11 protein-coding genes are annotated in these 24,322 nt (G+C 70.0%); 9 read left to right on the forward strand and 2 right to left on the reverse strand.

The window, feature by feature from the left end:
* Positions 1 to 32 precede the first annotated feature (32 nt).
* The 3 genes from D7M15_RS23515 to D7M15_RS23525 all read left to right on the forward strand — a co-directional run bounded on the left by D7M15_RS23515 (position 33) and on the right by D7M15_RS23525 (position 9,802).
* Positions 33 to 1,205, forward strand: a complete 1,173-nt coding sequence (locus tag D7M15_RS23515) for a serine/threonine-protein kinase (protein WP_121519326.1) — start codon at positions 33 to 35, stop codon at positions 1,203 to 1,205.
* 127 nt (positions 1,206 to 1,332) lie between these two features.
* Entirely contained in the window at positions 1,333 to 4,311 is a 2,979-nt protein-coding gene (locus D7M15_RS23520) for an SNF2-related protein (protein ID WP_121519327.1), read from the forward strand.
* A gap of 1 nt (position 4,312) precedes the next feature.
* Complete coding sequence (locus D7M15_RS23525; protein ID WP_121519328.1) at positions 4,313 to 9,802, forward strand: DNA methyltransferase; 5,490 nt, start codon at positions 4,313 to 4,315, stop codon at positions 9,800 to 9,802.
* Positions 9,803 to 9,861: 59 nt separating this feature from the next.
* Here the strand turns inward: D7M15_RS23525 and D7M15_RS23530 are convergent, their stop codons facing one another.
* Both D7M15_RS23530 and D7M15_RS23535 read right to left on the reverse strand, forming a co-directional pair.
* On the reverse strand, positions 9,862 to 10,044 hold the full coding sequence (locus D7M15_RS23530) for a DUF397 domain-containing protein (protein WP_121519329.1): 183 nt from the start codon (positions 10,042 to 10,044) through the stop codon (positions 9,862 to 9,864).
* Entirely contained in the window at positions 10,041 to 10,919 is an 879-nt protein-coding gene (locus D7M15_RS23535) for a helix-turn-helix transcriptional regulator (RefSeq protein ID WP_121519330.1), read from the reverse strand. The genes D7M15_RS23530 and D7M15_RS23535 overlap by 4 nt, the downstream gene beginning before the upstream one ends.
* A gap of 197 nt (positions 10,920 to 11,116) precedes the next feature.
* Here D7M15_RS23535 and D7M15_RS23540 point away from each other — a divergent pair, with 197 nt between their 5' ends.
* The 6 genes from D7M15_RS23540 (at position 11,117) to D7M15_RS23565 (ending at position 24,314) form a co-directional block, all read left to right on the forward strand.
* Positions 11,117 to 11,563: an ATP-binding protein gene (locus D7M15_RS23540; RefSeq protein WP_121519331.1), complete on the forward strand. Its 447-nt coding sequence runs from the start codon at positions 11,117 to 11,119 to the stop codon at positions 11,561 to 11,563.
* Between the two features lie 99 nt (positions 11,564 to 11,662).
* Positions 11,663 to 12,952 carry a DUF262 domain-containing protein gene (locus D7M15_RS23545; RefSeq protein WP_121519332.1) on the forward strand — a complete coding sequence of 430 codons (1,290 nt, stop codon included), beginning with the start codon at positions 11,663 to 11,665 and terminating at the stop codon, positions 12,950 to 12,952.
* Positions 12,945 to 14,129, forward strand: coding sequence for a DUF3696 domain-containing protein (locus D7M15_RS23550; protein WP_121519333.1), 1,185 nt, complete (start codon positions 12,945 to 12,947; stop codon positions 14,127 to 14,129). Before D7M15_RS23545 ends, D7M15_RS23550 begins: the two co-directional genes overlap by 8 nt.
* Positions 14,130 to 14,183: 54 nt before the next feature.
* The gene (locus D7M15_RS23555; RefSeq protein WP_121519334.1) at positions 14,184 to 15,131 is read left to right on the forward strand and encodes a hypothetical protein; all 948 of its coding nucleotides are present in this window, start codon (positions 14,184 to 14,186) and stop codon (positions 15,129 to 15,131) included.
* Between the two features lie 88 nt (positions 15,132 to 15,219).
* Positions 15,220 to 22,041 (forward strand): DEAD/DEAH box helicase, encoded by a 6,822-nt coding sequence (locus D7M15_RS23560; RefSeq protein WP_121519335.1) that lies wholly within the window; start codon positions 15,220 to 15,222, stop codon positions 22,039 to 22,041.
* Complete coding sequence (locus D7M15_RS23565; RefSeq protein ID WP_121519336.1) at positions 22,038 to 24,314, forward strand: UvrD-helicase domain-containing protein; 2,277 nt, start codon at positions 22,038 to 22,040, stop codon at positions 24,312 to 24,314. Before D7M15_RS23560 ends, D7M15_RS23565 begins: the two co-directional genes overlap by 4 nt.
* Positions 24,315 to 24,322: the final 8 nt, after the last annotated feature.

Raw genomic sequence — 24,322 nt, forward strand, 5'->3', positions numbered from 1 at the left:
GGAGAACAGGCGACTAGGAAGGCCCGCACATCGTGGACCCACTGAGGGACGACGACCCGCGGATCGTTGGCGCGTACACGCTCGTCTGTCGGCTGGGCGCCGGAGGTATGGGCCAGGTCTACCTCGGCGAGTCTCCGGCTGGCCTCCTGGTCGCGGTGAAGGTGATCAAGCCGTCGGTGCTCGACGAGGACAGCAGGGCCCGGTTCCTGCTCGAAGTGGACAGTCTCAAGACGGTGTACGGACCGTTCATCGCGTCCTTCGTCGCCGCCGACGCCGGCGCGGAACTACCGTGGCTGGCCGTCGAGTTCGTGCACGGCCCCGATCTCTTCGCCCACGTCACCGAGCACGGACCGTTGCCGCTCGCGGAGGCTGCGAGTCTCGGGGCGCTTCTCGCCGAGGGCCTGGGCACCGTGCACGAGGCGGGGTTGCTCCACCGAGACCTCAAGCCGCAGAACGTCCTGCTCGCTCCCTCCGGCCCCAAGGTGATCGACTTCGGTCTGGCGGTGTTGGCCGAGCGGCGCTCGACGCTGACCGCCACTGGTGTGGTGGTGGGTTCCGTGCTGTGCATGCCGCCGGAGCAGGCTCGCGGTGAACACCATTTGGAGCGACCGGCGGACGTCTACGCGTTGGGAGCGGTCCTCCTGTACGCGGTCACGGGGCACTACCCGTACGCCGGCCCGAACTGGCAGGCCGTCGCCCTGAAGATCGAAAACCCGGCTGTCCCGCCGGATCTGAGCGATGTACCACCCCAGTTGAAGCCGCTCCTGACCCGGATGCTCGCCCTGGACGTCGCCGACCGGCCGAAGCTTCCGGAGGTCATCGAGCAACTCGTCTGCGTCATGGCTGACCAGGGGTTGACCGCCGTGCAGGCCAAGCGTCGCCTCACCGCGAGGGCGCCCGGAGTCGCGCTGCCCGAGGCACCGCCGCCGCCCGCATATGTCGAGGCCGCTGAGAGCAGACCCGGTTACACCCCGACGCTGGCGGATGTCGCTGCGCAGGAGGTGGACGAGGTCCTGCCGGGGCCGAGGGTTTCCTCGTCGTCCGGCGATGGGCTGCCCCATGTCGAGAGTGGGCCCGCTGACGAGACAGTCCCATCGGACGAACCGGGGTCGAGTGCTTCCGTGCCGCCAGGTGTCCGGCTGTCGGCGCCGCTGCGGATCGCCGAGGACCTGCGGGTCGCCTACGCGAGCGACGCGCGCTTCTGAGGCACGCCGACGTTCCCACGGTAGGGCCCTGTGGTCGGATTCCGGCCCGGCCCGTAAACGCCCCGTGACACACTCGGGGTTCACTGATCACGCCGCTTTCCCGGCCTGAACGATGGAGTGACCACGGGTGGCAGAGCAGGGGCAGACGCGGTTCCCGCCCGGGGCCCAGATCCTCGTCCGGGATGAGGAGTGGCTGGTCAGGGCCGCGCGCAGAACCGCCCATGACGGGGACCGCATCGAAGCCACCGGTGTCTCGGAGTTCGTGCGGGACGAGGAGGCCGTCTTCTTCACGGGCATCGACACCGTCCAGCTCCTGGAACCGGAGATGACGCGTCTGGTGCCTGACTCCTCCTCCTACTTCAGACGCGGGCGCCTCTTCCTCGAGGCCGTTCTACGCAAGACGCCCCTGCCGCAGACCGAGCGGGGCCTGGCCCTTGCCGACCGTTTCCTTCTCGATCCGCTCCCATACCAGCAACGCCCCGCCGAACTGGCGCTGTCGATGCGCAATCTCCGCCCCCGTATCCTCATCGCCGATGTCGTCGGCCTCGGTAAGACCCTGGAAATCGGCCTCACTCTGGCCGAGTTGATTCGCCGGGGCCGGGGCGAGCGCATCCTCGTCGTGACCCCGCAGAGCGTCCTGGAGCAGTTTCAGCACGAGCTGTGGACGCGGTTCTCGATCCCGCTGGTACGGCTCGACTCGCTGGGCATCCAGCGCATCCAGCGCGAGATCCCCGCCGGTCGCAACCCGTTCACCCACTACAAGCGCGTCATCATCTCCGTCGACACGCTCAAGAACATCGGCCAGTACCGGCACCATCTGGAGCGCATCCAGTGGGACGCGGTCGTCATCGACGAGTCCCACAACCTCATCAACCAGGGCAGTCAGCGCCGCGCCCTGGCCGAGACGCTCACCCCGCGCACCGACGCCCTGCTGTTGGCCAGCGCCACCCCGCACAACGGCGACAAGCGTTCCTTCGCCGACCTGGTTTCGTTGCTCGACCCCGCCGCCATCGCCGACCGCGATCACTACGACCCGGCGGGCGATCTCGGGCACCTCTTCATCAGGCGTACGAAGATCAGCCCCGAGGTCCGCAACGGCATTGGCGAGGAGTGGGCGGACCGCGGCCCCACCCGGTCGCTGCGGTGTGCGGCCAACGAGGCCGAGGAGAAGATCTTCGCGGAGCTTGCCGGGCACTGGCTGCCCGAGCCCTCCGGCAGCGCCGAGTTCGGTACGGCGGACCAGGAGCGGACCTCGGTCAGTACGGACCCGCTCTTCGCGTACAACGTCCTCAAGACGTTCCTCTCCTCCCATGTGGCGCTGCGGGCGCTGGTCGACAGGCGGGTGACCGCTCTGGGCAAACGGGTTGGCAAGGCGGAGGCCGACGGACAGCGGCCCGCCCCGGCGATCGACGCCGAACAGGCTGCCCTGTCCCGGCTCCGTGAACTCGTGGCATCGATGGGAGACGGCAGCGCGCCGGGGGAATCCACCAAGCTGGACGCCCTCGTGGAGCAGTTGGAGCAGATCGGGGTCGGGCCGCGCAGCGGCACGCGCGCGGTGGTCTTCTCCGAGCGCGTCGAGACTCTCAAGTGGCTGGCCGCGAAGGTCCCGGCGCGCCTCGGTTTCACCGCTGACAAGGACGGCGTCCACCAGGCCGTACGGGTCATGCACGGCGGGATCGCCGAGGAGCAGCAGCGCGTGATCCGCGAGGAGTTCAGCCTCGCAGGCGCCCCGGTGCGGCTGCTCTTCGCCGGTGACGTCGCCTCTGAGGGCGTCAACCTGCACCGCGAGTGCCACCACCTGATCCACTACGACATCCCGTGGTCGCTGATCCGTATCGAGCAGCGCAACGGCCGTATCGACCGGTACGGACAGCGGCGGGAGCCGCAGTTCAGGGCATTGATCCTCACTTCCGCCCAGCCGGGGGCCAAGGACGACCGGACCGTTGCCGAGAAGCTTCTCGTCCGTGAGGAGGAGGCCCACAAGCTGAGCGGCACGGCGGAGGCGGAGACGGGCTTCTACCGCGCCGACGAGGAGGAACGGCGCCTCATCAGGGAGTTGATGGAAGGCGGTACGGTCGAAGGCTTCCTCGCTTCCGCACCCGCCGCGGGCGACGCCGACCTGGCGGGGTTGTTCGGTCAGGTCGACACCATCACGGAGGAGGAGCTGCCGGCCCGTGCCGAGGTGCCCTCGTTGTTCGACGGTGATACGGCGGCTTTCGTCGGCGCGGCACTGGACGAGCTGTACGAGGACCGGGCTGAGGACGTCATCGGTCTCTCCCACAGCGAGGACGCCAAACACCGGCGGTCCTTCTCGCTCTCCCCGGAAACGGCCCCGGACCTGCTGCGCCGCCTCAAGGCCCTGCCGCCCTCGTACCTCAAGGAGAAGGTCCTGGGCAAGCGTATGGTCCTCTCCTTCGACCGTAGCCTTGCCCAGGACGAGCTGGTCAAGGCCCGCGAGGCCACGGACAGCATCTGGCCAGCTGTCTCCTACGTGAGCGACATCCACCCGGTGGTGGAGTGGCTCACCGACAAGGTGTTGGTGCAGTTCGGGCGGCAGGAGGCGCCGGTGATCACCTCCCCGTACGTGGTGCACCCCACCTTCCTGATCCAGGGGGTCTGCTCCAACGCACTCGGCCGCCCCACCGTCCTGCGGTGGATGGCCGTCAGCGCCGATCCCGCCGTTCCGGTAGGGGAGATGACCGACGCGCTGCGCGCCGCGAAGGTCGGACCGGACCTTGCCCGTACCGGCGATCCGCGCGATCTCGGACACCTCCAGTCGTTGGTGCCCGCTGCGGTGGCGCGGGCCCGCGAGCACCTGGAGTCGTCCGAGGTGGAGTGGGCGAGCCGGATCAGCGGCCCGCTCGCCGAGTACCGCGAGCGCTTGTCGGACTGGCGCCAGGAGTCGCTGGACTCGCTGCCCGGTGAGAGCGTCCGGCGCAAGCGGCAGGTCGAGAAGACCGCGGGTGACCAGGCCGACCTCCTCGACCAGTTGCAGACCACCGGGCGTCCCCTGCTGCGCGTGCTCGCGGTCCTGGACAGGCCCGCCCCGGACACCGCTTACGGCCCGGACGCTCCCGGCCACGCCTTCGACCCGGCGGAGAACTGACGTGACGTACGACTCGCTGGTCAACCACGGCGACTACCTCTCGGCGCACTACCTCGCCGAAGTCCTGCCCAAGGACCTCAAGGCGAAGGACGGCCTCCTCACCCGCTGGGCCGCGGCCGAGGAGCGGGAGCGGCGCGCCCACGCCGCGGCCGTCACCGAGGCGAAAGCCGACGGGCGCGATCCGGCGACCGTCCCGCCACGCGCCCGTACGCCCCGCGAGACGCTGCGGGCGCTGCACGGCCCCTGGTTCGCCTCCCGCGCGGACTTCGCCCGGGACGCGGAGGCCCTCACCGTCCCGGACGCGCCGGTTCCCGCCGACTGGGTGGAGCGCCTGACCGGGCTGCATGTGGCCACGCTGCGCGCGCTCGGCTTCGCCGACGCCCACGAGCAGACCGTCACCGTCCACCGTTCGGGCCACGAGCATCCGGTCCGGGTGCTGCACGCCGAGCCCGGTCTGGTCGCCGTCCCCTGCGGCTGGACCGACGAGCCGGACGCGGCGCTCGACCCGGACGGCGCGGGACGCCTGCTGCACCCGGTCACGCTGGAGGCGTCGGCCCGGCTCACCGACGCCAAGGCCCTGGTCGACTTCCTCTTGGAGTGCGACGAGCCGCCGCGCTACGTCCTGATCCTGGCCGGTGGTGCCGTCGTCCTCGCGGACCGTCTCGCCTGGCACGAGGGCCGTTACCTCGCCGTCGGTCTGGACGCGGCGCTCAACCGGCGCGACGTGCGCAACGGCGGTGAACTCGACACGGTGGCCGCCCTGTTCGGCGCGGACTCCCTGCGGGTGCCCGAGGAGGGCGGCACCGCCCCGCTCGCCGGTTTCGTCGAGAGGTCCGGCAAGCACGCGGTCGGTGTGTCCACCGAACTGCGCGAGGGCCTGCGCCTGTCCGTGGAGTGGATCGCCAACGAGGTGCTGGCCCGCCTGCGCGAGCAGGGCGTCGCCCCGGAGCAGCTCGACGAACCGGCCCGCCTCGCCAAGGAACTCGCCCGCCAGTCGCTGCGCTACCTCTACCGCATCCTGTTCCTGCTGTACGCCGAGGCCCAGCCGGCGCTCGGCATCCTGCCGTCCGACGACCCCGAGTACACCCGCGGCTACGGCCTCCAGCGCCTCGGCGATCTCGTCGTCCGCGACCTGGTGGGCGAGCGGTCCCGGCGCGGCTTCCATCTGTACGAGTCCCTGGACCTGCTCTTCCGGCAGGTCCAGAAGGGGCACCGGGAGTACGGCAGCGAGCCCGAGGACCTGGAGGCCGAGGCCGCCGACCGCGCGGCGACCGAGGCCGAGCGGGTGGCCGCCGATCTGCTCACCTCCGGTGCCATCACCCGTGACGAGCACACGGAGCGGGTCCGTGAGGCCGACCGTGCCCGCAAGGCGGCTGCTCGCAGCGCCGATGTCGGCCTGCGCTTCGAGCCGCTGCGCTCCGACCTGTTCAAGGACGACGCGGTGCGCCTCATCTCGGACGGCCAGGTGGAGAACCCCGCGTACGAGGAGGGCGCGGAGCTGCCGGAGTTCGTGGACACCCGGCTGCGCAACGAGACGCTGCACAAGGTGCTGCGCCGACTGATGCTCACCAGGGGCAAGGGCCGCGAGCGCGGCGGCTTCATCTCGTACGCCCAGCTCGGCATCAACCAACTGGGCGCGGTCTACGAGGGGTTGATGTCCTACTCCGGCTTCATCGCGGAGGAGGACCTGTACGAGGTGGCCAAGGGCGGTGACGCGTCCGGCGGCAGCTGGATGATCCCCGCCAAGCGGGTCCAGGACTACCCGGAGGAGGTGTTCGTCGAGCGCCCCCACGAGGAGACCGGCCGCCCGCAGCGCGTCGTCCACCCCAGGGGCTCGTTCGTGTACCGCCTGGCGGGCCGCGACCGGCAGACCTCCGCCTCGTACTACACGCCGAAGTCGCTGACCGAGGTGACGGTGGAGCTGGCGCTCAAGCGCCGCCTCGACCAGGACGGCAGCACCACTTCGGCGCGGGAGCTGCTCGGCTGGAAGATCTGCGAACCGGCGCTGGGCTCGGGCGCGTTCCTCAACGAGGCCATCGACCAGGTGGCGGCGGAGTACCTGAGGCGCAGGGAACGGGAGGTGGGCCGCCGTATCGACCCGGAGGCGCGGCCCGTCGAACTCCAGAAGGCCAAGGCGTACGTCGCCCTGCACAACGCGTACGGCGTGGACCTCAACGCCACCGCCGTGGAGCTGGCCGAGGTCTCCCTGTGGCTCAACTCCATGCACCCCGGCATGCGCGCCCCCTGGTTCGGCCTGCACCTGCGGCGCGGCAACTCGCTGATCGGCGCGGGCCGCAAGGTGTACGGCGCGGACGCGCTGCCGCACGGCCAGTGGCTGTCGCGCACCACCCCGCTGGCGCCCACCGAACTCCCCTTCCGGGACGGCGCGTTGCCCACGGGCGCCGTGCACCACTTCCTCCTCCCCGCGCTCGGCTGGGGCGCGGTGGCGGGGGAGTCGGAGGCGAAGAAGCTCGCGGAGGAGCAGGCGACCGCTCTCGGCCGGTGGCGCCGGAAGGTGCAGAAGGCGCCCAAGGGGCCGAATCCGTTCAAGGAGAAGGCGGGCGAACCGCACGAGAAGCGGCAGGCGCGCTACGACAAGTGGGTCAGGAATTCGGCGAAGGCGGCGCCCGGGACCGAACTGGGCCGGTTGCAGGCGGTGGCCCGCCGCGCGGAGTTCCTGTGGAGCCTGGTCGCCAAACGCCTCGAACTCTCCGAACGCAAGGTCTCCCGCCGGATCGACGTATGGGAAGCGGACTGGCTGGAACCGGCGAAGGAGGCAGCGGACAAGCAGCGCGTCCTGGACGACCTGACGGCGGCCGGTACGCCGTACTGGCGGCTGAAGACGGTCATGGACGCCTGGTGCGCGCTGTGGTTCTGGCCGCTGGACCAGGTGGGACTGCTGGACGGGACGGCTGAGCGGTACGAGTCGGCGGGCGGTCCGGTGACGGCCGTACCGGAGGCCGCCGCCGCCCCGAGCGGGCCCGCGCCGGGTGACGTCGTCTGGCGGGCCGCCGGGTTGTTCGGTGATCCGGACGGCGAGCAGGGCGAGCTGGGGGATGGCGAGGACGACGACGCGGGTCTGAGGACCAAGAAGAAGAATGCCACGGGCCGCACAGCCCGCATCACCGAGGACAAGCGGCGTTCGGTCATCCCGCTGAAGGCCTTCGCGGACTGGCTGGAGTTCCTGGAACTGACCCTCGGCACGAAGGACGCGGACGCCGGTTCGTTCCTGGACGGCCTGGACGACCTCCCCGTGGACGAGGCGCTGCCGCTGCTGGAGGCGTACGAACGCAGCCTCGACGGCGTCCTGGGCATGGACTCGCCGTTCAAGCTGACGGAACGCTTCCCGTGGCTGCACATGGTCGAGGAGATCGCGGGCACGAACGATCGCGACATAAAGACGGAGGACGGGCACGGTTTCTTCCACTGGGAGCTGCACTTCGCCCACATCTTCCGGGGGGAGCACGGCGGCTTCGACCTCCAGGTGGGCAACCCGCCCTGGGTACGGCCCCGTTGGGAGGAGAACTCGCTGCTCGCCGAGTACGAGCCGTGGTTCATGCTCAAGGAGAAGCCGACGAAGCTGGAGCGGACGCGGCGCCTTGATGAGCTGATGACGGCGGAGCCCGTTCGCCGATACCTGCTGAACGAGCTGGCTGCACACAGCGGTACGGGGGCCATGCTCGGCTCCGGCCTGCTGTACCCGTTGCTGCGGGGGACCCAGCCGGACCTGTATCGGGCGTTCATGTGCCGGACGTGGGAGCACATGACGGAGGCGGGGGCTGTCGGACTTGTCCACCCCGGTTCACATTTCAGCGGGGACCGTGAGGGACGACTGCGCGAAGCTGCGTACACCCGCCTCCGCATCCATGGTGACTTCGTCAATCAGGGCAATCGCTTCTTCCCCCCACCCGTGGGGCACGCCGCTCATTTCGGTGTGCACATCTATGGGCGGGCAGGCGAGATCGGCTTCGACCACCTGTCATGGCTTGTCTCTGTGGACGCGCTACGACTCTCGGCTCAGGATGACGGCACAGCACCTGACCCCGGCGTCCGCTACGCCGGAAGTTGGGACGAGCGCCCGCACCGCAAGCGGATCGTCCGCGTGGACGAGGAGACGCTGGAGCGGTGGCAACGGTTGACGGGTGACGAGGGGCAGCCCGTGCGACAGGGCCGGTTGCTCTCGCCGGTGAGTACCGCAGAGGCACAGGCGATCGAGGCGCTGGCGGACTACTCGCTCCGGCTCGGGGACTACGAGCCGCAGATCAGCAGCGGTTACCACGAGAGCGGCGCCAAGGCGGCCGATCTCATCGACTACAACGTGCCCGATGCGACCGGTGCCGTGCACCAACCGGCCGACTGGTCCAAGGTGATCCTCAAGGGCCCCCAACTCGGTTTGGCAAACCCGATGTTCAAACAGCCGAGCCAGGGCGCCGGAGAGGTCTTGGGACTCAACCCGCTGACGCTCGCGGACGACGCCGTACCCGAGTCCGAGTACGTGTACGTGGCGAAGCCCGCTGCCTACCGCGCCGCTCAGGACGTGTGGAGTGATCACCGGACCCTGGAGGAGCTGCGGGCCTCGGACCGCGAGGTGGCGCGGGCGCGTGCCGTGGTGGCCGATGTGCGAAAGGTTACGCCCGGAGAGGTCACGACGGAGGAGGTGGAGGGACAGCTCCTGCGGCGGTTGGAGCGGCCGTACACGGAGTTCTACCGGGTCGCGTGGCGCGAGTTCATCGCTCCTGACACTGAGCGCAGTTTCTACACAGCACTCGTGCCTCCCGGTGCCTCACATATTCATGCGGTCCGCAGCGCTCATGTAGTCGACAATCGGACGACGACTTTGGCTGCTGGCTTTTGGTCGGGTATCCCTCTGGACTACCTTTTGCGTACGACGCGCATCCGCCACTTGGACGTGACTCCCTCCAAGCGGCTGCCAATGCCGGAAGTGGATCACCCGCTGGCATCGGCTCTCCTCTTGCGGACTCTTCGTCTTAACTGTCTGACGAATGCTTACGCGGAACTCTGGGAAGAGCTGTACGACCTTACGTGGCCCGCCTACGAAACCTGGGCCCATGACTGGTCGGACGTCCGACCCCTGCATGACGTCTCGCCTCGGTGGAACCGCGAAACTCCGCTGCGTACCGAGCGTGCACGTCGGGCTGCTCTCGTTGAGATCGACGCGCTCGTGGCGGTGTGGTTGGGTGTCAGCGCCGACGCGTTGGTGGCCATGTACAAGTCCCGTTTCCCGATCATGCAGGACTTCGATGTAGTCACCTGGTTCGATGCCAACGAGCGCAAGATCGCAGGCAACCGCCACACGTACGGCTTCGGCCAGACCAAGCAGGATTACGAGCAGTTCCTCGCTTACCTGGAGGGCGAGCGAGCTGAGCCTCCCGAGGGTTACACCGCGCCCTTCTACAAGGCCAATCGCGAAGAAGAAATGCGTGCCGCGCACGCTGTCTTCGAGGAGAGGTTGCGTAAGGCTCAGGCGTAAGCAGGCGCCCCCGCACGGGAGTGTGTCCGTGCGGGGGGGGCTCGTGCGTGTTGCGAGGGTCAGTGTTGGATCGCGTAGGTGAGGAAGCTCTGCCACCTCTCGGAGGTTATGGCGAGCTGTGGGCTCCGCTCCAGCTTGGAGTCCCGCACGTGGACGGTAGTGGGACAGGTCGCCACCTCTACGCAGTCGCCGTCGCCGCTGCTGCTGTAACTGCTTTTGAACCAGGCCAGTTCCGTGTTCATGAGGCTCCTCGCATCTCCTGCAACAGGTTCAGGGAGTCTTCCAGACCCAGAGCCTGCGAACGCATCCTGGCATACCTCCTCTGGAGGACGCTGATCTCCTTCGAGTCGGTGATGAACAGGCCTCCACGCTGGGCTTCGTTGTAGGCGAACCATCGTGGCGCGGACGTCTCCAGGAGCTGCATCGGTCCAGCCATGCCAGCATGCGCGGTTCGCACCAAGGGCATCACCTGCACCTCCACGTTGCGCAACTGTGCCAGCTCCAGCACGTGGTCGATCAGCTCCCGCGTCACTTCGACCCCGCCCGTACGCCGGAGGAACAGGTGCTCCTCCAGGATGAAGCTGAACGACGTGTTCGGTCGCTCCCGCAGGAGCCGTTGCCGTTCCCGCCTCGCCACCCACTGGGCCTCGATCTGCTCGTCGCTCAGCGGCGGCAGTTGGTTCACGAACAGCGTGCGCGCGTACGCCTCCGTCTGCAGCAGGCCCGGCAGCACCCGGCATTCGTACGTGTAGAGGCTCACCGCCTCCGCCTCAAGCCGCGCCCACTGACGGAACCAGCTGGCCAGCCCCGGTTGCCGCGAGAGGTGCCGTGCCGCGCCCTTCAGCGCGCCGAACGCGTCCAGTACCTCCTCCGCGCGTTCCACGAAGTCCGGCTGCGGGAAGCGGCGGCCCTGTTCGATCTTGGCGATCGTCTGGACCGAGTACGGGACCCGTTCGGCGAACTCCTCCTGCGTCAGCCCAGCCCGTCTGCGGAACGCCTTGAACACCTCGCCGAACGTCCTGAGGCTGTCCGAGACCTCCGGTTCACCGCCCCCCGCTGACCCGCCCGTCCCGCCCGTACCTTCCGCGCTGCCCGTACCGTCCGTACCGTCCGTCATGCGGGACACCTCCCTTCCCCGAGCCTTCAACTCCGTCCGGGCAGGGAGACCCCCGTGCCTGCCCCGCCAACCGCTTCCGACCCCGTCATGGTCACGGTCGGTCGCCCACCCTGTCCACTCCTCGTACTCGTACTCTCACGCAGAGTGCTAGTCGCTGACCTGGCACGCAGGGCCCGTGGGCGGCCAGATTCGGTGCCATGACGCCAAGTCCAGCCCGGCAAGCGCCGGTTACCGTATGTGTGTTCGCGCAGCGCTTCAGCTCCACCCCGCGAGGCGCCCGCCTGGCCCGGCACCTCGCGCTGTACCGGTTGCACCTCTGGGGCATCCCGTACGGCTCCGACGCCTCGGACACCGCCGCGCTGCTCGTCGCCGAACTGGCCGCGAACGCCGTCACCCACGGCCGCGTACCCGGCCGCGACTTCGAGGTGCGGCTCAGCCTCCACGCGTCCACCCTCCGCATCGACGTCTCGGACCCGCTCGGCGAACGCCGCCCCGCCGCGCCCGGCACCCTCACCGACCCGCCGCCCGGAGTGGTCGGTGGCCGGGGCCTGCTGCTGGTCGAGGCACTGTCCGACCGGTGGGCCGTACTCGACCGTTCACCCGTCGGCAAGACGGTCCGTGCCGAGCTGGATCTTTCGCGCTGACGGACCCGCTCACCGTCTATAGGCTGGCCGTGGACCACAGCGGAGATCATCGGCGGCGGACCGGCCGAGCCTTCGCACCGGCGAGTGTGACGGGGAGCCATGGCAGGGTTAGAGGACAGTGGCAGCGGGCGTGCGTCCGGACGCGGGCGGGTCGTGGGGTACCGGCGCTACCAGTTCCCGCCGGAGGACACCGAGCAGCTGCAAGCCGGGCTCTTCCCGTCGCTCCACGGGCCCGTGGAGGTCGGGGACGACGGGCTGCCGACCGGGGTGGAGTTGGAAACGTTCAACGACGAGGAGAGCGAGGCCCACGACCCGGGCGAGATCTCCGCGCCCTTCCGTCCCGAGAACATCAAGATCGAGACGCAGACGACCACCGTCGACCTCCTCCTCTCCCGGTTGCGGGAGGGAATGATCGACCTCGCGCCCGACTTCCAGCGCCGGGCCGGCATCTGGACCGACGTACAGCAGAGCCGCCTCATCGAATCGCTGCTGCTGCGCATTCCCATCTCGTCCTTCCACATGGCGCAGGACGACGACGACAACTGGGCCGTGGTCGACGGCATCCAGCGCCTGACGGCGATCGCCCGGTTCATGGAGCCCGGCACCGTGGAGCTGCCGCCGCTGCGGCTGTGCGGGCTCGACTACCTCCGGGACTTCCACGGCGACCGCTACCAGGACCTGAGCGGGCGGCTGAAGATCAGGCTGCGCGAGACCCAGCTCGTCGTGCACATCATCCAGCAAGGCACCCCCGAGGCCGTGAAGTTCAACGTCTTCGCGCGCATCAACACCGGAGGGATGCCGCTCAAACCGCAGGAGATCCGGCACGCGCTGGTCGGCGGTGAGGTGCGGGACTACCTCGCCGACCTCGCCGAGGACCACGCCTTCGGCGAGGCCACCGGCAACAGCATCTCCAACGAGCGGATGGCCGACCGCGAGATGGTGCTGCGCTTCCTGGCGTTCCGGCTGAGCGACCCGGCCGAGCACTCCCAGCGGGACTTCGATCAGTTCCTCATCGACACCATGCACGTGGTGAACCGGCTGAGTCCGGAGCGGCGGAAGGAGGTGAAGGTGGAGTTCCAGCGGGCGATGCGGTGCGCGACGGAGCTGTTCGGCCCGTACGCCTTCCGGAAATGGCGCGGCGGCAAGGCCAAGTCACCCATCAACAAAGCCCTGTTCGAGACCGTGGCGGTCAACCTCGCCACCCTGGACGACCGCGAGCGTGTGGCGCTGGTAACGTCCCGTGACGACGTGCTCGCTGGCTTCTTCAAGCTGATGGAGGAGTGGGAGTTCGATCGTGCCATCTCCGTCGCCACGGGCGACACGAAGAAGGTGCGCACGAGGTTCGACGAGATGAAGAAGCTCTTCCGGGGGGTCGTGGACAGTGATTGACCAGCTGACGCTGACGAACTTCAAGGCGTTCCAGCACCTCGACCTGCCCCTCGGGCCGCTCACCCTGCTGACCGGCCTCAACTCCTCCGGCAAGAGCAGTGTCCTCCAGGCGCTCGGGCTGCTCCAGCAGTCGTACACGGCCAACGTCCTGGACGACGTACGGGACCTGGTCGAGGAGGCCGGATCGGGAGACGCCACCGCCAGCGACACCGGCTTCCTGCTCAACGGTGAACTTGTCTCCCTGGGGACCGGCCACGACGCCCTGCACGAGGACTTCACCGGCGACGAACCGGAGATCACCCTTGCGGTGAGCGAAGGCATGCACCGCTACTCCTGGACTGTCGCTTACGCGCCGGAGCAGAACCTGCTGCCACTGACCCGCGTGGACGTCGCGCTGATCAGCGACGCCGGGAAGGCCCCCACCGGTGCCGCCGCCGTCGCCCCCGCATACCTCACCGCTGGCTTTCAGTACCTGCACGCCGACCGCATCTCGCCCGCCGAGTTCTATCCGCGCGACCACCACGCGGCCATCGGACGTGGCTTCCTCGGCGTGCGTGGGCAGCACACCGTCAACTTCCTGTATCACCGCGTCGGGGACAAAGACAAGGTTCCCGACGGGCCGCTGCGTCACCCGCGAGCCCAGTCGCCGCGGCTGCTCGACCAGGCGGCAGCGTGGATGGGGGAGCTGTGCCCGGGGGTGGACCTCCAGGCCGTGGTCATCGAGAGCACGGACTCGGTGCGCCTCTCGTACGGCTTCGACGGTCCGAGCGGCGCCAGGCGGCGGCCCACGAACGTCGGCTTCGGCCTCACGTACGCCCTGCCGATCGTCGTGGCCTGCCTGACGGCGCGACCCGGCTCGCTGGTCCTCCTGGAGAACCCTGAGGCACACCTGCACCCGCGCGGTCAGACGCGGATGGCGGCCCTTATCGCGGGGGCGGCGGCGCAGGGCGCACAACTGGTCGTCGAGACGCACAGCGACCATGTGCTCAATGGCGTACGGCTGGCCGTCAAGCGCGGGGTGCTGGCGCCGGAGGCCGCCGTCCTCCACTACTTCCGGGGCGGCCCCACGGGCAGCGAGGTGGCCAGCCCCCGCGTCGACCGCGACGGGCTCCTCGACCAGTGGCCGGAAGGCTTCTTCGACGAGCTGGAGAACACGCTCGACGAGCTGCTGACCTGACACGCGGGCCGGGGGCCGGTCGATGGGCGCGTACGACATCACCGAGGGGGAAATGTGCCGCTGCTGTTCCTGAACGAGCTGTCCTGCGACACCGACTGCGACCCGGCACGCGCGGAGCGGGCCATGACGGAGCTGGCGAAGGCCGTACTCGCGGTGGGCCGCGCCGACACGGCGAACACCCAGCTGGTCAGCAAAGAGCCGCTCAACGCGCTGAACATCGCGGTTGGTTACCCGATGGCCAAGTGGTCGGGCAGGCCGGCGAGCAGGGACTTATGGCGGCGGCTGCTCCTGATGCAGACCAAGTCGCCGCACCGCGTGGTCTTCCCCGAGGGGGAGGGCTTCTACGACGTCGAGTACCGGCACCGGGGCGAGACGGCCGAAGGGCTCGGGGCCGCGCACCTGATGGACGGCCTCGGGGTCTCCTTACCGGTCGAGCCCTGCTGGGACACCGACGAGGTGCAGGTGGAGCGCGAGCGTCTGGTCGAGGACGCGGACGGTGCGGAAACCGTCGAAACCGCCGAGGTAGGGGTACGGCACCTGTCGACCTCAGCGCACTGCGAGACGCACGGGCCCTGGATCAGACAGCGCGTCGAAGCGGTCCGCGCAGGCGGCCTCAGGGCGGTACGCCGCGGTGAGGACCTTTGGAAGCACCGGGCTGAGTACTTCCCCGACCTGCAATTCCTGCCGCGCGTCGAGCAGGACCTTCGGCAGCTGCCGGACGTATGGGCGCGGCCCGTACGCGACCGCCTGGTGGAGCTGCAGCAGGCCGTGGCCGAGTGGGACCCGCAGGCGCGCCCGATCGCGCCGCAATGGAGGTCCTACGTGCGCACCGAGTTCGAGATGCGCAGGCGACTCTGCTGGTTCACCGACGACGACGGCACGCGGCAACTTTTCGACTGGCACTGTGACTTCCTGCCGACGCCCGGACGCATGCACTTCCGGCTGCTGCACGAACAGCGGACCCTGCGTATCGCCTACGTGGGACGCAAGCTCGGCGTCTGACCGGGGCCGCGCACAGTCATGAGCGGCGACTAACGTAAGGCCCGGCCCCTGACGGGTGCCCGCGAACAGATCACCAGGAGGACTCCGCGTGCGACCCACCCTCGCCGCCGAGCAGGTACGCGACAGCCTGAGCCAGTACCTGTCGACGACGTACGCCCTGGCCGACGAGAGCACCCGCGGCGCCCTCGAACGGTTCCTCGGAGACGCGGACGACGGCATCTTCCGCGGCCCGTACCTGCGCATCCGTACGCCCTTCCGCCCGGTCGTGGGCGACGACTGGCAGCGGCACCTCACCTGGTGGCCGCGGACCAAGGGTTTCACCCCCTACCGCCACCAAGAGCGGGCCTGGGAACGGCTTTCCACGCTGCACGGCCCCGCCCGACCGACACTGGTGACCACGGGCACCGGATCGGGCAAGACCGAGTCGTTCCTCGTACCGGTCCTCGACCACTGCCGCCGGGAGCGCGAAGCGGGGCGGGAAGGCGTCAAGGCCGTCCTCCTCTACCCGATGAACGCGCTCGCCACCGATCAGGCCCACCGCATCAACGACCACCTCGGTAACCCCCGGGACGCCCGGCTGCGGGACGCCGGCGTACGGGCCGGGCTCTACATCGGGGACAAGGCGTCCAAGGAGTTTAAGCAGGCCAACCCGCGCGTAGCGGTCGACCGGGACGAGATCCGGCGTACCCGGCCCGACATCCTGATCACCAACTACAAGATGCTGGACCTGATGCTCCAGCGGCCCGAGGACCAGCGGCTGTGGCAGGAGCCGGGCGGGTCCGCGCTCGCCTACGTCGTCCTCGACGAGTTCCACACCTACGACGGCGCCCAGGGTACGGACGTGGCGATGCTGCTGCGTCGGCTCGGCGCGGTCACCGGGCTGAGCGAACCGGGACGGCCACTCGGCCCGGTCTGCCCGGTCGCCACCTCGGCGACCCTCGGCGAGAGCGCTCCGGGCGTGGCGGGCGGGTCGATGCTGGACGTGGCGGAGCAGGTGTTCGGCGTGCCCTTCGAGCCGGACGCCGTGGTGGGGGAGGAGCGGCGCAGCGTCCAGGACTTCGCTGGCGACAGCGACTTCAGGCTGCCCTTCCCCTCTCCTCACGAGGTGGCGGACCTCGACGACCCGAGCAGCGGCCCGCAGGCCCTCGACCAACTGGCCGCCGCCTTCACCGGCCGTACGGGCCTGGACGCGGCGCAGCTCGGCAGGCAGCTTCGCCGCCACCGGCTGACCGCTGCCGTACTGGAGATCCTCGACGGCCGGCCGCGCACCATGGCCGAGGTCATGGAGGTCCTGCCGCGCTACGCCTACCACTGGGGTATGGCCGTTCAGCAGAACCCGGCTGTCGCCGTCCAGGCCCTCGCGCGCTACGTCGCCCTCCTCTCGACGGCCCGCGACCCCGAACACCCCACCCGCCCTTTCCTGATGGTCGAGGTGCACCACTGGGTGCGCTCCGTCTCCCGGGTGCTGCGGGGCGTCAGCGCGGCGAGGGCCGAGTTCCGCTGGGACGACGAACGGGTCGCCGCGGGAGGCCGACTGGTCGCTCGTACGAGCGGGGGTGGTGAGGACGACTCTCCTGCTGCTGACGTAGACCAGGCCCCGCCCGCCCCGGCGGGCGACAGCGCGCCCCCGCCCCCGCAGATGTTCCTGCCCGCCGTCTTCTGCCGCGAGTGCGGCCGGTCAGGCTGGGCGGCGCTCTCCCCGGAGGTGGACCCGGCGGAGCTGAACATGGACGCCACGAAGATCCGCCGGGCGTCCGTCGGCCGTGACAAGAGCCGGGTCCGCAACATGATCGCGGCGACCCCGCGGCAGGCGTACGACGCGGCGTTCGTGTCCGAGAAGCAGCGCAGCGGACCGACCGTCATGGTGCTCGACGGGCTCACCGGACGCGTTCGCCCGCTCTCGCGCGAGACGGACTTCGAGCCTCCGCACGGCGGTGAGGGCCCGAGCCTGGCCAGGCCGTTGCACGACGCGGCGTTCGTCTGGGCGGACCTCGGCGACGACCGGGCGGCACGCGGCGACCAGTGCCCGGCCTGCCGCACGTACAACGCCATCCGCTACCTCGGTACGGGCCTCGCCGCACTCGCAGCCGCCGCCATCACCCAGCTGTTCACGGGTGGCGAACTCGACAAGAACCTGCGGGAGGACAAGACCCTCCTGTTCAACGACTCAGTGCAGGACGCGGCCCACCGCGCCGGATACGTCGCCAACCGCTCGTACACCTTCTCCCTGCGCGCCCTTCTCGCCAGCCGCATCGACGAACAGGAGCCGGTGGCGCTCAACGACCTGGCCGCGGACCTCATCGAGGACGTCGTGGACAGCAAGGCCGTCCAGGCCGCGGTGATCCCACCCGACCTGCACGTCGTGCGCGGTGTCGACACCCTGCTGTCCGGGCGCAGCCACGGTTCCCGGTCGACCTGGGAACTCATCGCTCAGCGCCTCGCCTTCGCGGCGGTCATGGAGTTCGGGCTGAGGTCCCGCCGGGGCCGCACCCTGGAGCTGACGCGCACCATAGCGGCGGACGTCCCGCTCCAGGACCCGGACGCGGTCGCCGAGATCGTACGGGAACTCCTGCACACCACTCCCGGGGACATCGCGTTGCCCGACGGCTCCGTACCGGGCCCGGACCGCTGGACCGGGCACGTACGCGGCCTGTTGGAGCGGCTGCGCACCCGTGGCGCCATCCGGCACGCCTGGCTCGACGGCTGGCTGAACGAGGCCGGCGTGCGGCGCTGGCTCGTCTGGGGCGGGCGTAAGACCGGGATGCCCGCGTTCCCGCCCGGGGTGTCCGCCCCGGCGTTCCTGCTCGGCAGTCCCAAGCAGGGCAGCGACGACTTCGACGTGGTCACCGGTCGCCTGGGCTGGTACCAGGACTGGACGCGGCGGAGTCTCGGCCTACGCCCCGACGCCGCCAACGCCTTCCTCGTTCGGCTGCTGCCCGCACTCGTCGACGCGGGTGTGCTGTCCGCCCGTACGACCAAGGACGGGACGACCCGCGTCTACGGCCTCCAGCCCGGCCACGTACGGGTGCGCAAGCTGGCCGACGACGAGGTGGCGGACGCCTCGGCGCACTGCCCGGTCTGCTCATGGGAACAGACCGTCCACCCCGCCCTGGCCGACCAGTGGCACGGACAGCCGTGCCCCCGCTACCGCTGCGGTGGCCTGCTGCGCACCGGTCAGGACCTGGAGAGCGGCGTCCGGCGGCGGGACTTCACCCGGGACTTCTACCGGCGGTTGTACCGCGAAGCGGGCGTCTTCACCATCAACACCGCGGAGCACACGGGCACCCTCACCCGTCCCAGGCGCGAAGCGGTCGAGAAGGCGTTCCGCGCCGGAGTACAGGCCCACTACGCCAACCCGCAGGTTCTCTCCTGCACTCCCACGCTGGAACTGGGCATCGACATCGGTGACCTCTCGGCGGTGGTGCTCGCCTCCCTGCCCAAGCGCCCCGCCAACTACGTGCAGCGGGTGGGCCGGGCCGGCCGTGCCACGGGCAACGCCTACCTGCTGACCATGGTCGACCGGGGTCCTCGGGACCGCTACTACCTCGACGACCCCCGGCAGATGATCGCCGGGGACATCCAGCCGCCCGGCTGCTTCCTCTCCGCGAGCGAGATCCTGCGCCGCCAGTACCTCGCACACCTCCTGGACCTGGCCGGCGCCGGACGTCTGCCCGGGCCGTCCGCCCCGGGCGGGCCGGAGGACACAGCGGCCCCCGGCCCGCTCCCCAGCAGGGCCACCGAGCTGTTCGGGCCCTCGGCGTGGCTGCCGGAGTTCCAGCAGGCGGCACTTGCCGCGGGTCCCCGTCTCGTCGAGGCGTTCCTGCTGCTCTTCCCTCCGTACGACGAGGCGCGAGGCACCGGCGTCAGCCCGCAGGCGGCGGAGGAGCTGCGCGCGTACGCGACCGGCGGACTCGCCGAAGCCCTGGCCGATGCCCGAGCCCAGTGGGAGGACCGGCGCGGCGAGATGCAACGCCGGATCGGCTCGATCGACGAGGCCCTGGAAGCCCTGGTGGCCGGTGACCCGGACCACGACCGGCAGCGAAGGGAACTGCGGGCCGAACGCCGGGCGGTGTCGCGGTACGCGGGCGAGATCAGCCGCAGCACCGCGCACGGCGCGCTCGTGGACCTCGGGCTGCTCCCCAACTACAGCCTCGTCGACTCGGTCACCGAGCTGGAGGCCACCCTCGTCTGGCGGGAGACCGCTCAGGGCGATGCGGGCGACAAGCTCGAGCACCACAGCAAGGTGCTCAGGTACGAGCGTTCGGCACGCCTGGCCCTGGCCGACTTCGCCCCCGGCAACCACTACTACGTACAGGGCTACAAGCACCGCATCACCGGGCTCGACATCGGCAGTCCGAAGCGGCCGGCGTGGCTGTGGTGGCGCGTCTGCCCCGACTGCGGGTACGTCCGCACCCAGCAGGCACGGCAGGACTCCACGGTGTGCCCGCGCTGCCAGTCCCCGGCCATCGGCGACGTCGGCTGCCTGCACAAGGTACTCGTGCCCCACCGTGTGATGGCCCGCGACCAGCGCGACGACGTCCGCGTACGCGACGACACCGACGAGCGGGAGCAGCGCCACTACACCGTCGTTCCCGCCGTGGATATCGCGCGGGAATGCGTCGAGGAGGCCTGGAGACACTGCCAGGCCACCTTCGGCTGGGAGTTCACACGGCACGCGGTGATCCGGCACATCAACGTGGGTGCCTCCCGCCTGGACACCGGTGCGGAGGACACCTTCGCGGGGCGCCGGGTCCGGCTCAACCCCTTCTGGGTCTGCGACGCCTGCGGCTCGGCCGACGCGGACGGAGGGCCCGCCGCCGCGCACAACGGACAGCGGCACGCTTTCGGCGCCCCGAGCGCCTCGAAGTACCACCGCCCCTGGTGCCCGCAGCTGCGCGACGGAGCCGGGGAGACGGCCGTACAGCAGGGCGTGAAACTGCTGCTCGCCCACGAACTGCGCAGCGAGGCGTTGCGCATCCTCATCCCCGCGGTCACCGCCCACACCGAGGAGCGCCTGGCCTCCTTCAAGGCCCTGCTCCTGGCGGGTATCGCCCGGAGCTACGGCGGCGACCCCGACCACCTGGCCGTGGTCACCGACGCGATGCCCGAGCCCGGCAGCGACGTACGCAGACACTTCCTGGTGCTGTACGACTCCCTGCCCGGCGGTACCGGCTACCTCCAACGGCTCGCGGGACGCGACGGGTTGCGGGAGGTGCTGACGCGGGCCCGTGAGGTCATCGAGCAGTGCCCCTGCGTCGGCGAGGACCGCCCCGCCTGCCACCGCTGTCTGCTGCGGCACGTCAGCAACAGTGAGCACGAACTGGTCTCGCGGGCACACGCCCTCGACATGCTCGGGGAGCTCCTGGGCCGCACCGGTGACGCCTGGAACGTCGAACAGGCCGGGACGACAGCGGACATCAGCCTCGTCCAGCAGGTCGAGAGCGAGCTGGAAGCACTGTTCCGCCGGGGGCTCTTCGCGTGGGCCGAAGACGTGGACAACGTGAGCGTGCGCACCGCGCAGACGCCCGACGGCGAGCGCGACACGACGCTGCGGTTCACAGCTCCCGGCGGCGAGGTCAGCGGCTGGCGCATGGAGACGCAGACCGACCTGGGTTTCACCGTGCCCGACGTGGTCTTCCGCAGCCTGGACGACGACCGCAAGCGGGTGGCGGTCTACCTCGACGGCTACCGTTACCACGCGAGCCCCAGCCACAACAGGATCGCGTCCGACGCGGACAAGCGCACCCGGCTGCGCAGCGGACACGGCTGGCAGGTGTTCCAGCTGACCTGGGACGACGTGCGCGCCTGGGCCGGGGAGGCGAAGCCCTCCGCCGATCCGGTGTGGGTGCCCTATCAGCACACGGCGCAGAAGACCGCGTCGGACATCCACCGGCGTCTGCACGGAGACGATCCGCGCGACCTGCACCGCTTCGTGTGGACGAATCCGGTGGAGACGCTCATCGGCTACCTGACCACCCCTGATGCCGAGGTGTGGCGGCGGCGTGCCCAGAGCGCGCTGGCGGGCTTCGCCGCGGTCTCCGCGACCAGCCGGGCCCTCGCGGACGGACCCGAGGTCGGGCACCGGATCGCCGAGGCGCTGGAGGGCAAGAGGCTCGCGGGCGGCAAGGGTGCCGTACAGGTGATGGCCACTCGGGACGGCAGCGGCTGCCCGCTGACGGTCGCCCTCGATCTGCGCGGTGGGCAGGCAGGCGCGGTGTGGACCGGGCTGGCCGTGCTCGACGACAGCCCGGAAGCGCTGGAACAGGACCAGAACGCCCATCGCAGACGTTGGCAGGGCTGGTTGTACTGGACCAACCTGCTGCAATTCCTGAACGAGGGCGAGGGCGACGGGGTCCAGCTGGCGACCAGCCAACTGCCCGGCTTCGATCCGTCCGAGCTGGCAGTGACGGGCGGGGTGGGCTGGCTGGAGTCGAAGCGGAATGGGCGGTCCGGGACGGGCGAGTCCGGCGCCGAAGCCGCGGAGGCCCAAGTACGGCCGGTGGAGGAGCCGTTGCCCTCGGTGTCGGAGCCGGAGACGGAAGCTGAGGGCGATCCCGCCTGGGACGAGGTCCTCGCGTACCTCGTGGAGGAACCCGGCCTCGCCGGCCTCGTCGACGGACTGGTGCGGGTCGGGGCCCCCGCCCCCGAAGCCGGTTACGAGCTCGGCGACGCCGCATGGCCCGCCGAACTGGCCTGGCCCGCCCAACGGGTCGGTGTCGTCCTCGCCCCCGAGGAGAACGAAGAAGCCTCCGTTGCCGAGGCGCGGGACCGTGACCGCGCCTACGCGGCGGCGGGGTGGACCGTACGGACGGCGGTGGAATGGGACGCGCGGGAACTCGCGGCCACGCTGAGCCGGTCGGCCGAGACAGACGGCTTCCCGGCCGTGAACGACGAGGAGCAGGACCGATGACCAGCACCGGCGCACCGACCGCGGGCGCGACCCTCCGTCTGCTCGACAAGGCGGACAAGGAAATCGTCAAACTGGACCGGGCGATAGTCGGCGCGGTCTACAAGTTCCAGCACGAGTTCCGGAAGAACCCCGATGCGCCGGGTTTCGATCTCAAACAGCTCAAGGGGCACGAGCGGCTGTGGTCTGCGCGGGTCAACCGCGAGTACCGGGCGCTGCTGGTGCGGCTCGGTGGCAACGACTGGTTGCTGGTCTCCGTCAAACACCGCGGCCACGTCCACCGCAACCTCGACCGGTTCGCGTACGGCATCAACCAGATCACGGGCGCGATCGAGTACGTCGACCTCCAAGTGGTGGAGGAGGACGTACTGGGCCCCGAGGGGGCCGCCCGGCGTGCCGGTACCACCGTCGACGCCGCTCCGCGGCCTGTCCTGGACGCACCGCTGTTCGCCGCGTACACGCCGGAGCAACTGGCCGGCCTGGGCGTTGCCGAGCCGCTGATCCCGGTCGTCCTCAAACTCACCACGGACGACGAGCTGCTGGGCCTCGCCGAGTACGCCCCACGGCACACGGGAGAGGTGCTGTTGCGGCTGCGTGACGGTGTCCCGTACGAGCAGGTCATGCGGGAGGTCACCGCACCGGTCGCGCTTGAGCCCGGGGGAGCCCCGGAGCGTGACACCGTCGAGGACTGGCGGACGGCAGCGGACCGCTCGCAGGCCGTGGTGATCACCGATGACGAGTCGCTGCGGAGCATCCTTGAAGAGGGCGACTTCGGCCGGTGGAAGGTCTTCCTGCACCCCACTCAGGAAAAGTTGGTGCGGCGCAGGTGCTCCGGGCCCGCACGTGTGAGCGGTGGCCCCGGGACGGGAAAGACGATCGTCGCCCTGCACCGGGTGAAACACCTCGTCGATCAGCTGCCCGCCGGCCACACCAAGCCGGTTCTCCTCACCACCTTCAACAAGAACCTCGCGGCCGACCTGCGCTCCCGCCTTCTGTCGCTCGGTGGGCCGCAGACACTCGCGCGCGTCGACATCCTCCATGTCGACCGGCTGGCGCAGCGTGTGGTGAGCGAGGCCGATCCAGGGAATCCGAAACGGAGGATCGACGACACCCAGGCACTCCGCGAGTGGCGGCAGCTGCTCGTGGAGACAGGTGAGAGCCGATGGGACGCCGAGTTCCTCAGCGACGAGTGGAACCAGGTCATTCTCGGCCAGGCCGTAGTGTCACGCGTCGAGTACTTCCGGGCCCGGCGTGCGGGACGGGGCCGCAGCGTCACACGTCCCGAGCGGGCCGAGATCTGGCAGCTCGCCGAGCGTTTCGCCCAGCGGCTCGACGGCAAGAAGCTGGAGACCCACCGGCAAGTGGCCGAGCGGGCGGCCCAGTTGGAGATCGCCCGCCAGCACAAGATCGAGGAACGCCGCCGTCAGGACGAGGAGCGAGGCGGGCCGGGCAACATCCACGTGGAATCGGGAACCGGAGCGTGGCTGCGTCACCGGTACCGGCACATCATCGTGGACGAGGCACAGGATCTCGGACCCGCCCACTGGAAGATGCTGCGGGCCATGGTGCCCCAGGAGCCCGACGACCTCTTCCTCGTCGGTGACACGCACCAGAGGATCTACGACAACCAGGTCACCCTCGGAAGCCTGGGTGTCAACATCCGGGGGCGCTCGTCGAAACTGACGCTCAGCTACCGCACCACACGCGAGATCCTGGGCACGGCGATCGGAATCCTGGAGGGCACCGAGTTCGACGACCTCGACGGCAGCACCGAAGACCTCGCCGGATACCGGTCCGTACTGCACGGTGCACGCCCCTCGCTGCGGAGCGCGGACAGCTGGGACCAGGAGCTCGACCTCGTCGTGGAGCAGGTGCAGGCGTGGCACGACGTCCCGCGGGAGTCCGTCGCGGTCTGCGTGCCCACCAACGAGAAGGTCGACGAGGTGATGGCGCGGTTGAGTCGCCGCGGCATCACGTCCACCAAGATCACGGGTGACGGAGTGCGGGGAGCTGAGGGGGTGCACGTGGGCACCATGTACCTCTTCAAGGGCCTGGAGTTCCGGCGTATGATCATCGCCGGTGTCTCGGAGGGCCTCGTCCCCCGCACGGCCGTGGACGCCTGGGAACGGACGGACCGGCTGCGCCACCGGCGCGAACTCCAGCGGGCCCGCTCCCTGCTGTTCGTCGCGGCCACCAGGGCGAGGGACGCACTCACCATCTCCTGGAACGGCGAGCCCAGCCGGTTCCTCCGCCCCTTCGGAGCGAAGGCCCGCTGAGGAACCTC

Source organism: Streptomyces sp. Z26 (assembly GCF_003665095.1).
Classification (GTDB): domain Bacteria; phylum Actinomycetota; class Actinomycetes; order Streptomycetales; family Streptomycetaceae; genus Streptomyces; species Streptomyces phytohabitans.

Coding starts and splice junctions, on each gene's coding strand:
- D7M15_RS23535 (WP_121519330.1), bottom strand. CDS start 10,919: ATGACGGACGGTACGGACGGTACGGGCAGCGCGGAAGGTACGGGCGGG.
- D7M15_RS23545 (WP_121519332.1), top strand. CDS start 11,663: ATGGCAGGGTTAGAGGACAGTGGCAGCGGGCGTGCGTCCGGACGCGGG.
- D7M15_RS23530 (WP_121519329.1), bottom strand. CDS start 10,044: ATGAACACGGAACTGGCCTGGTTCAAAAGCAGTTACAGCAGCAGCGGC.
- D7M15_RS23540 (WP_121519331.1), top strand. CDS start 11,117: ATGACGCCAAGTCCAGCCCGGCAAGCGCCGGTTACCGTATGTGTGTTC.
- D7M15_RS23565 (WP_121519336.1), top strand. CDS start 22,038: ATGACCAGCACCGGCGCACCGACCGCGGGCGCGACCCTCCGTCTGCTC.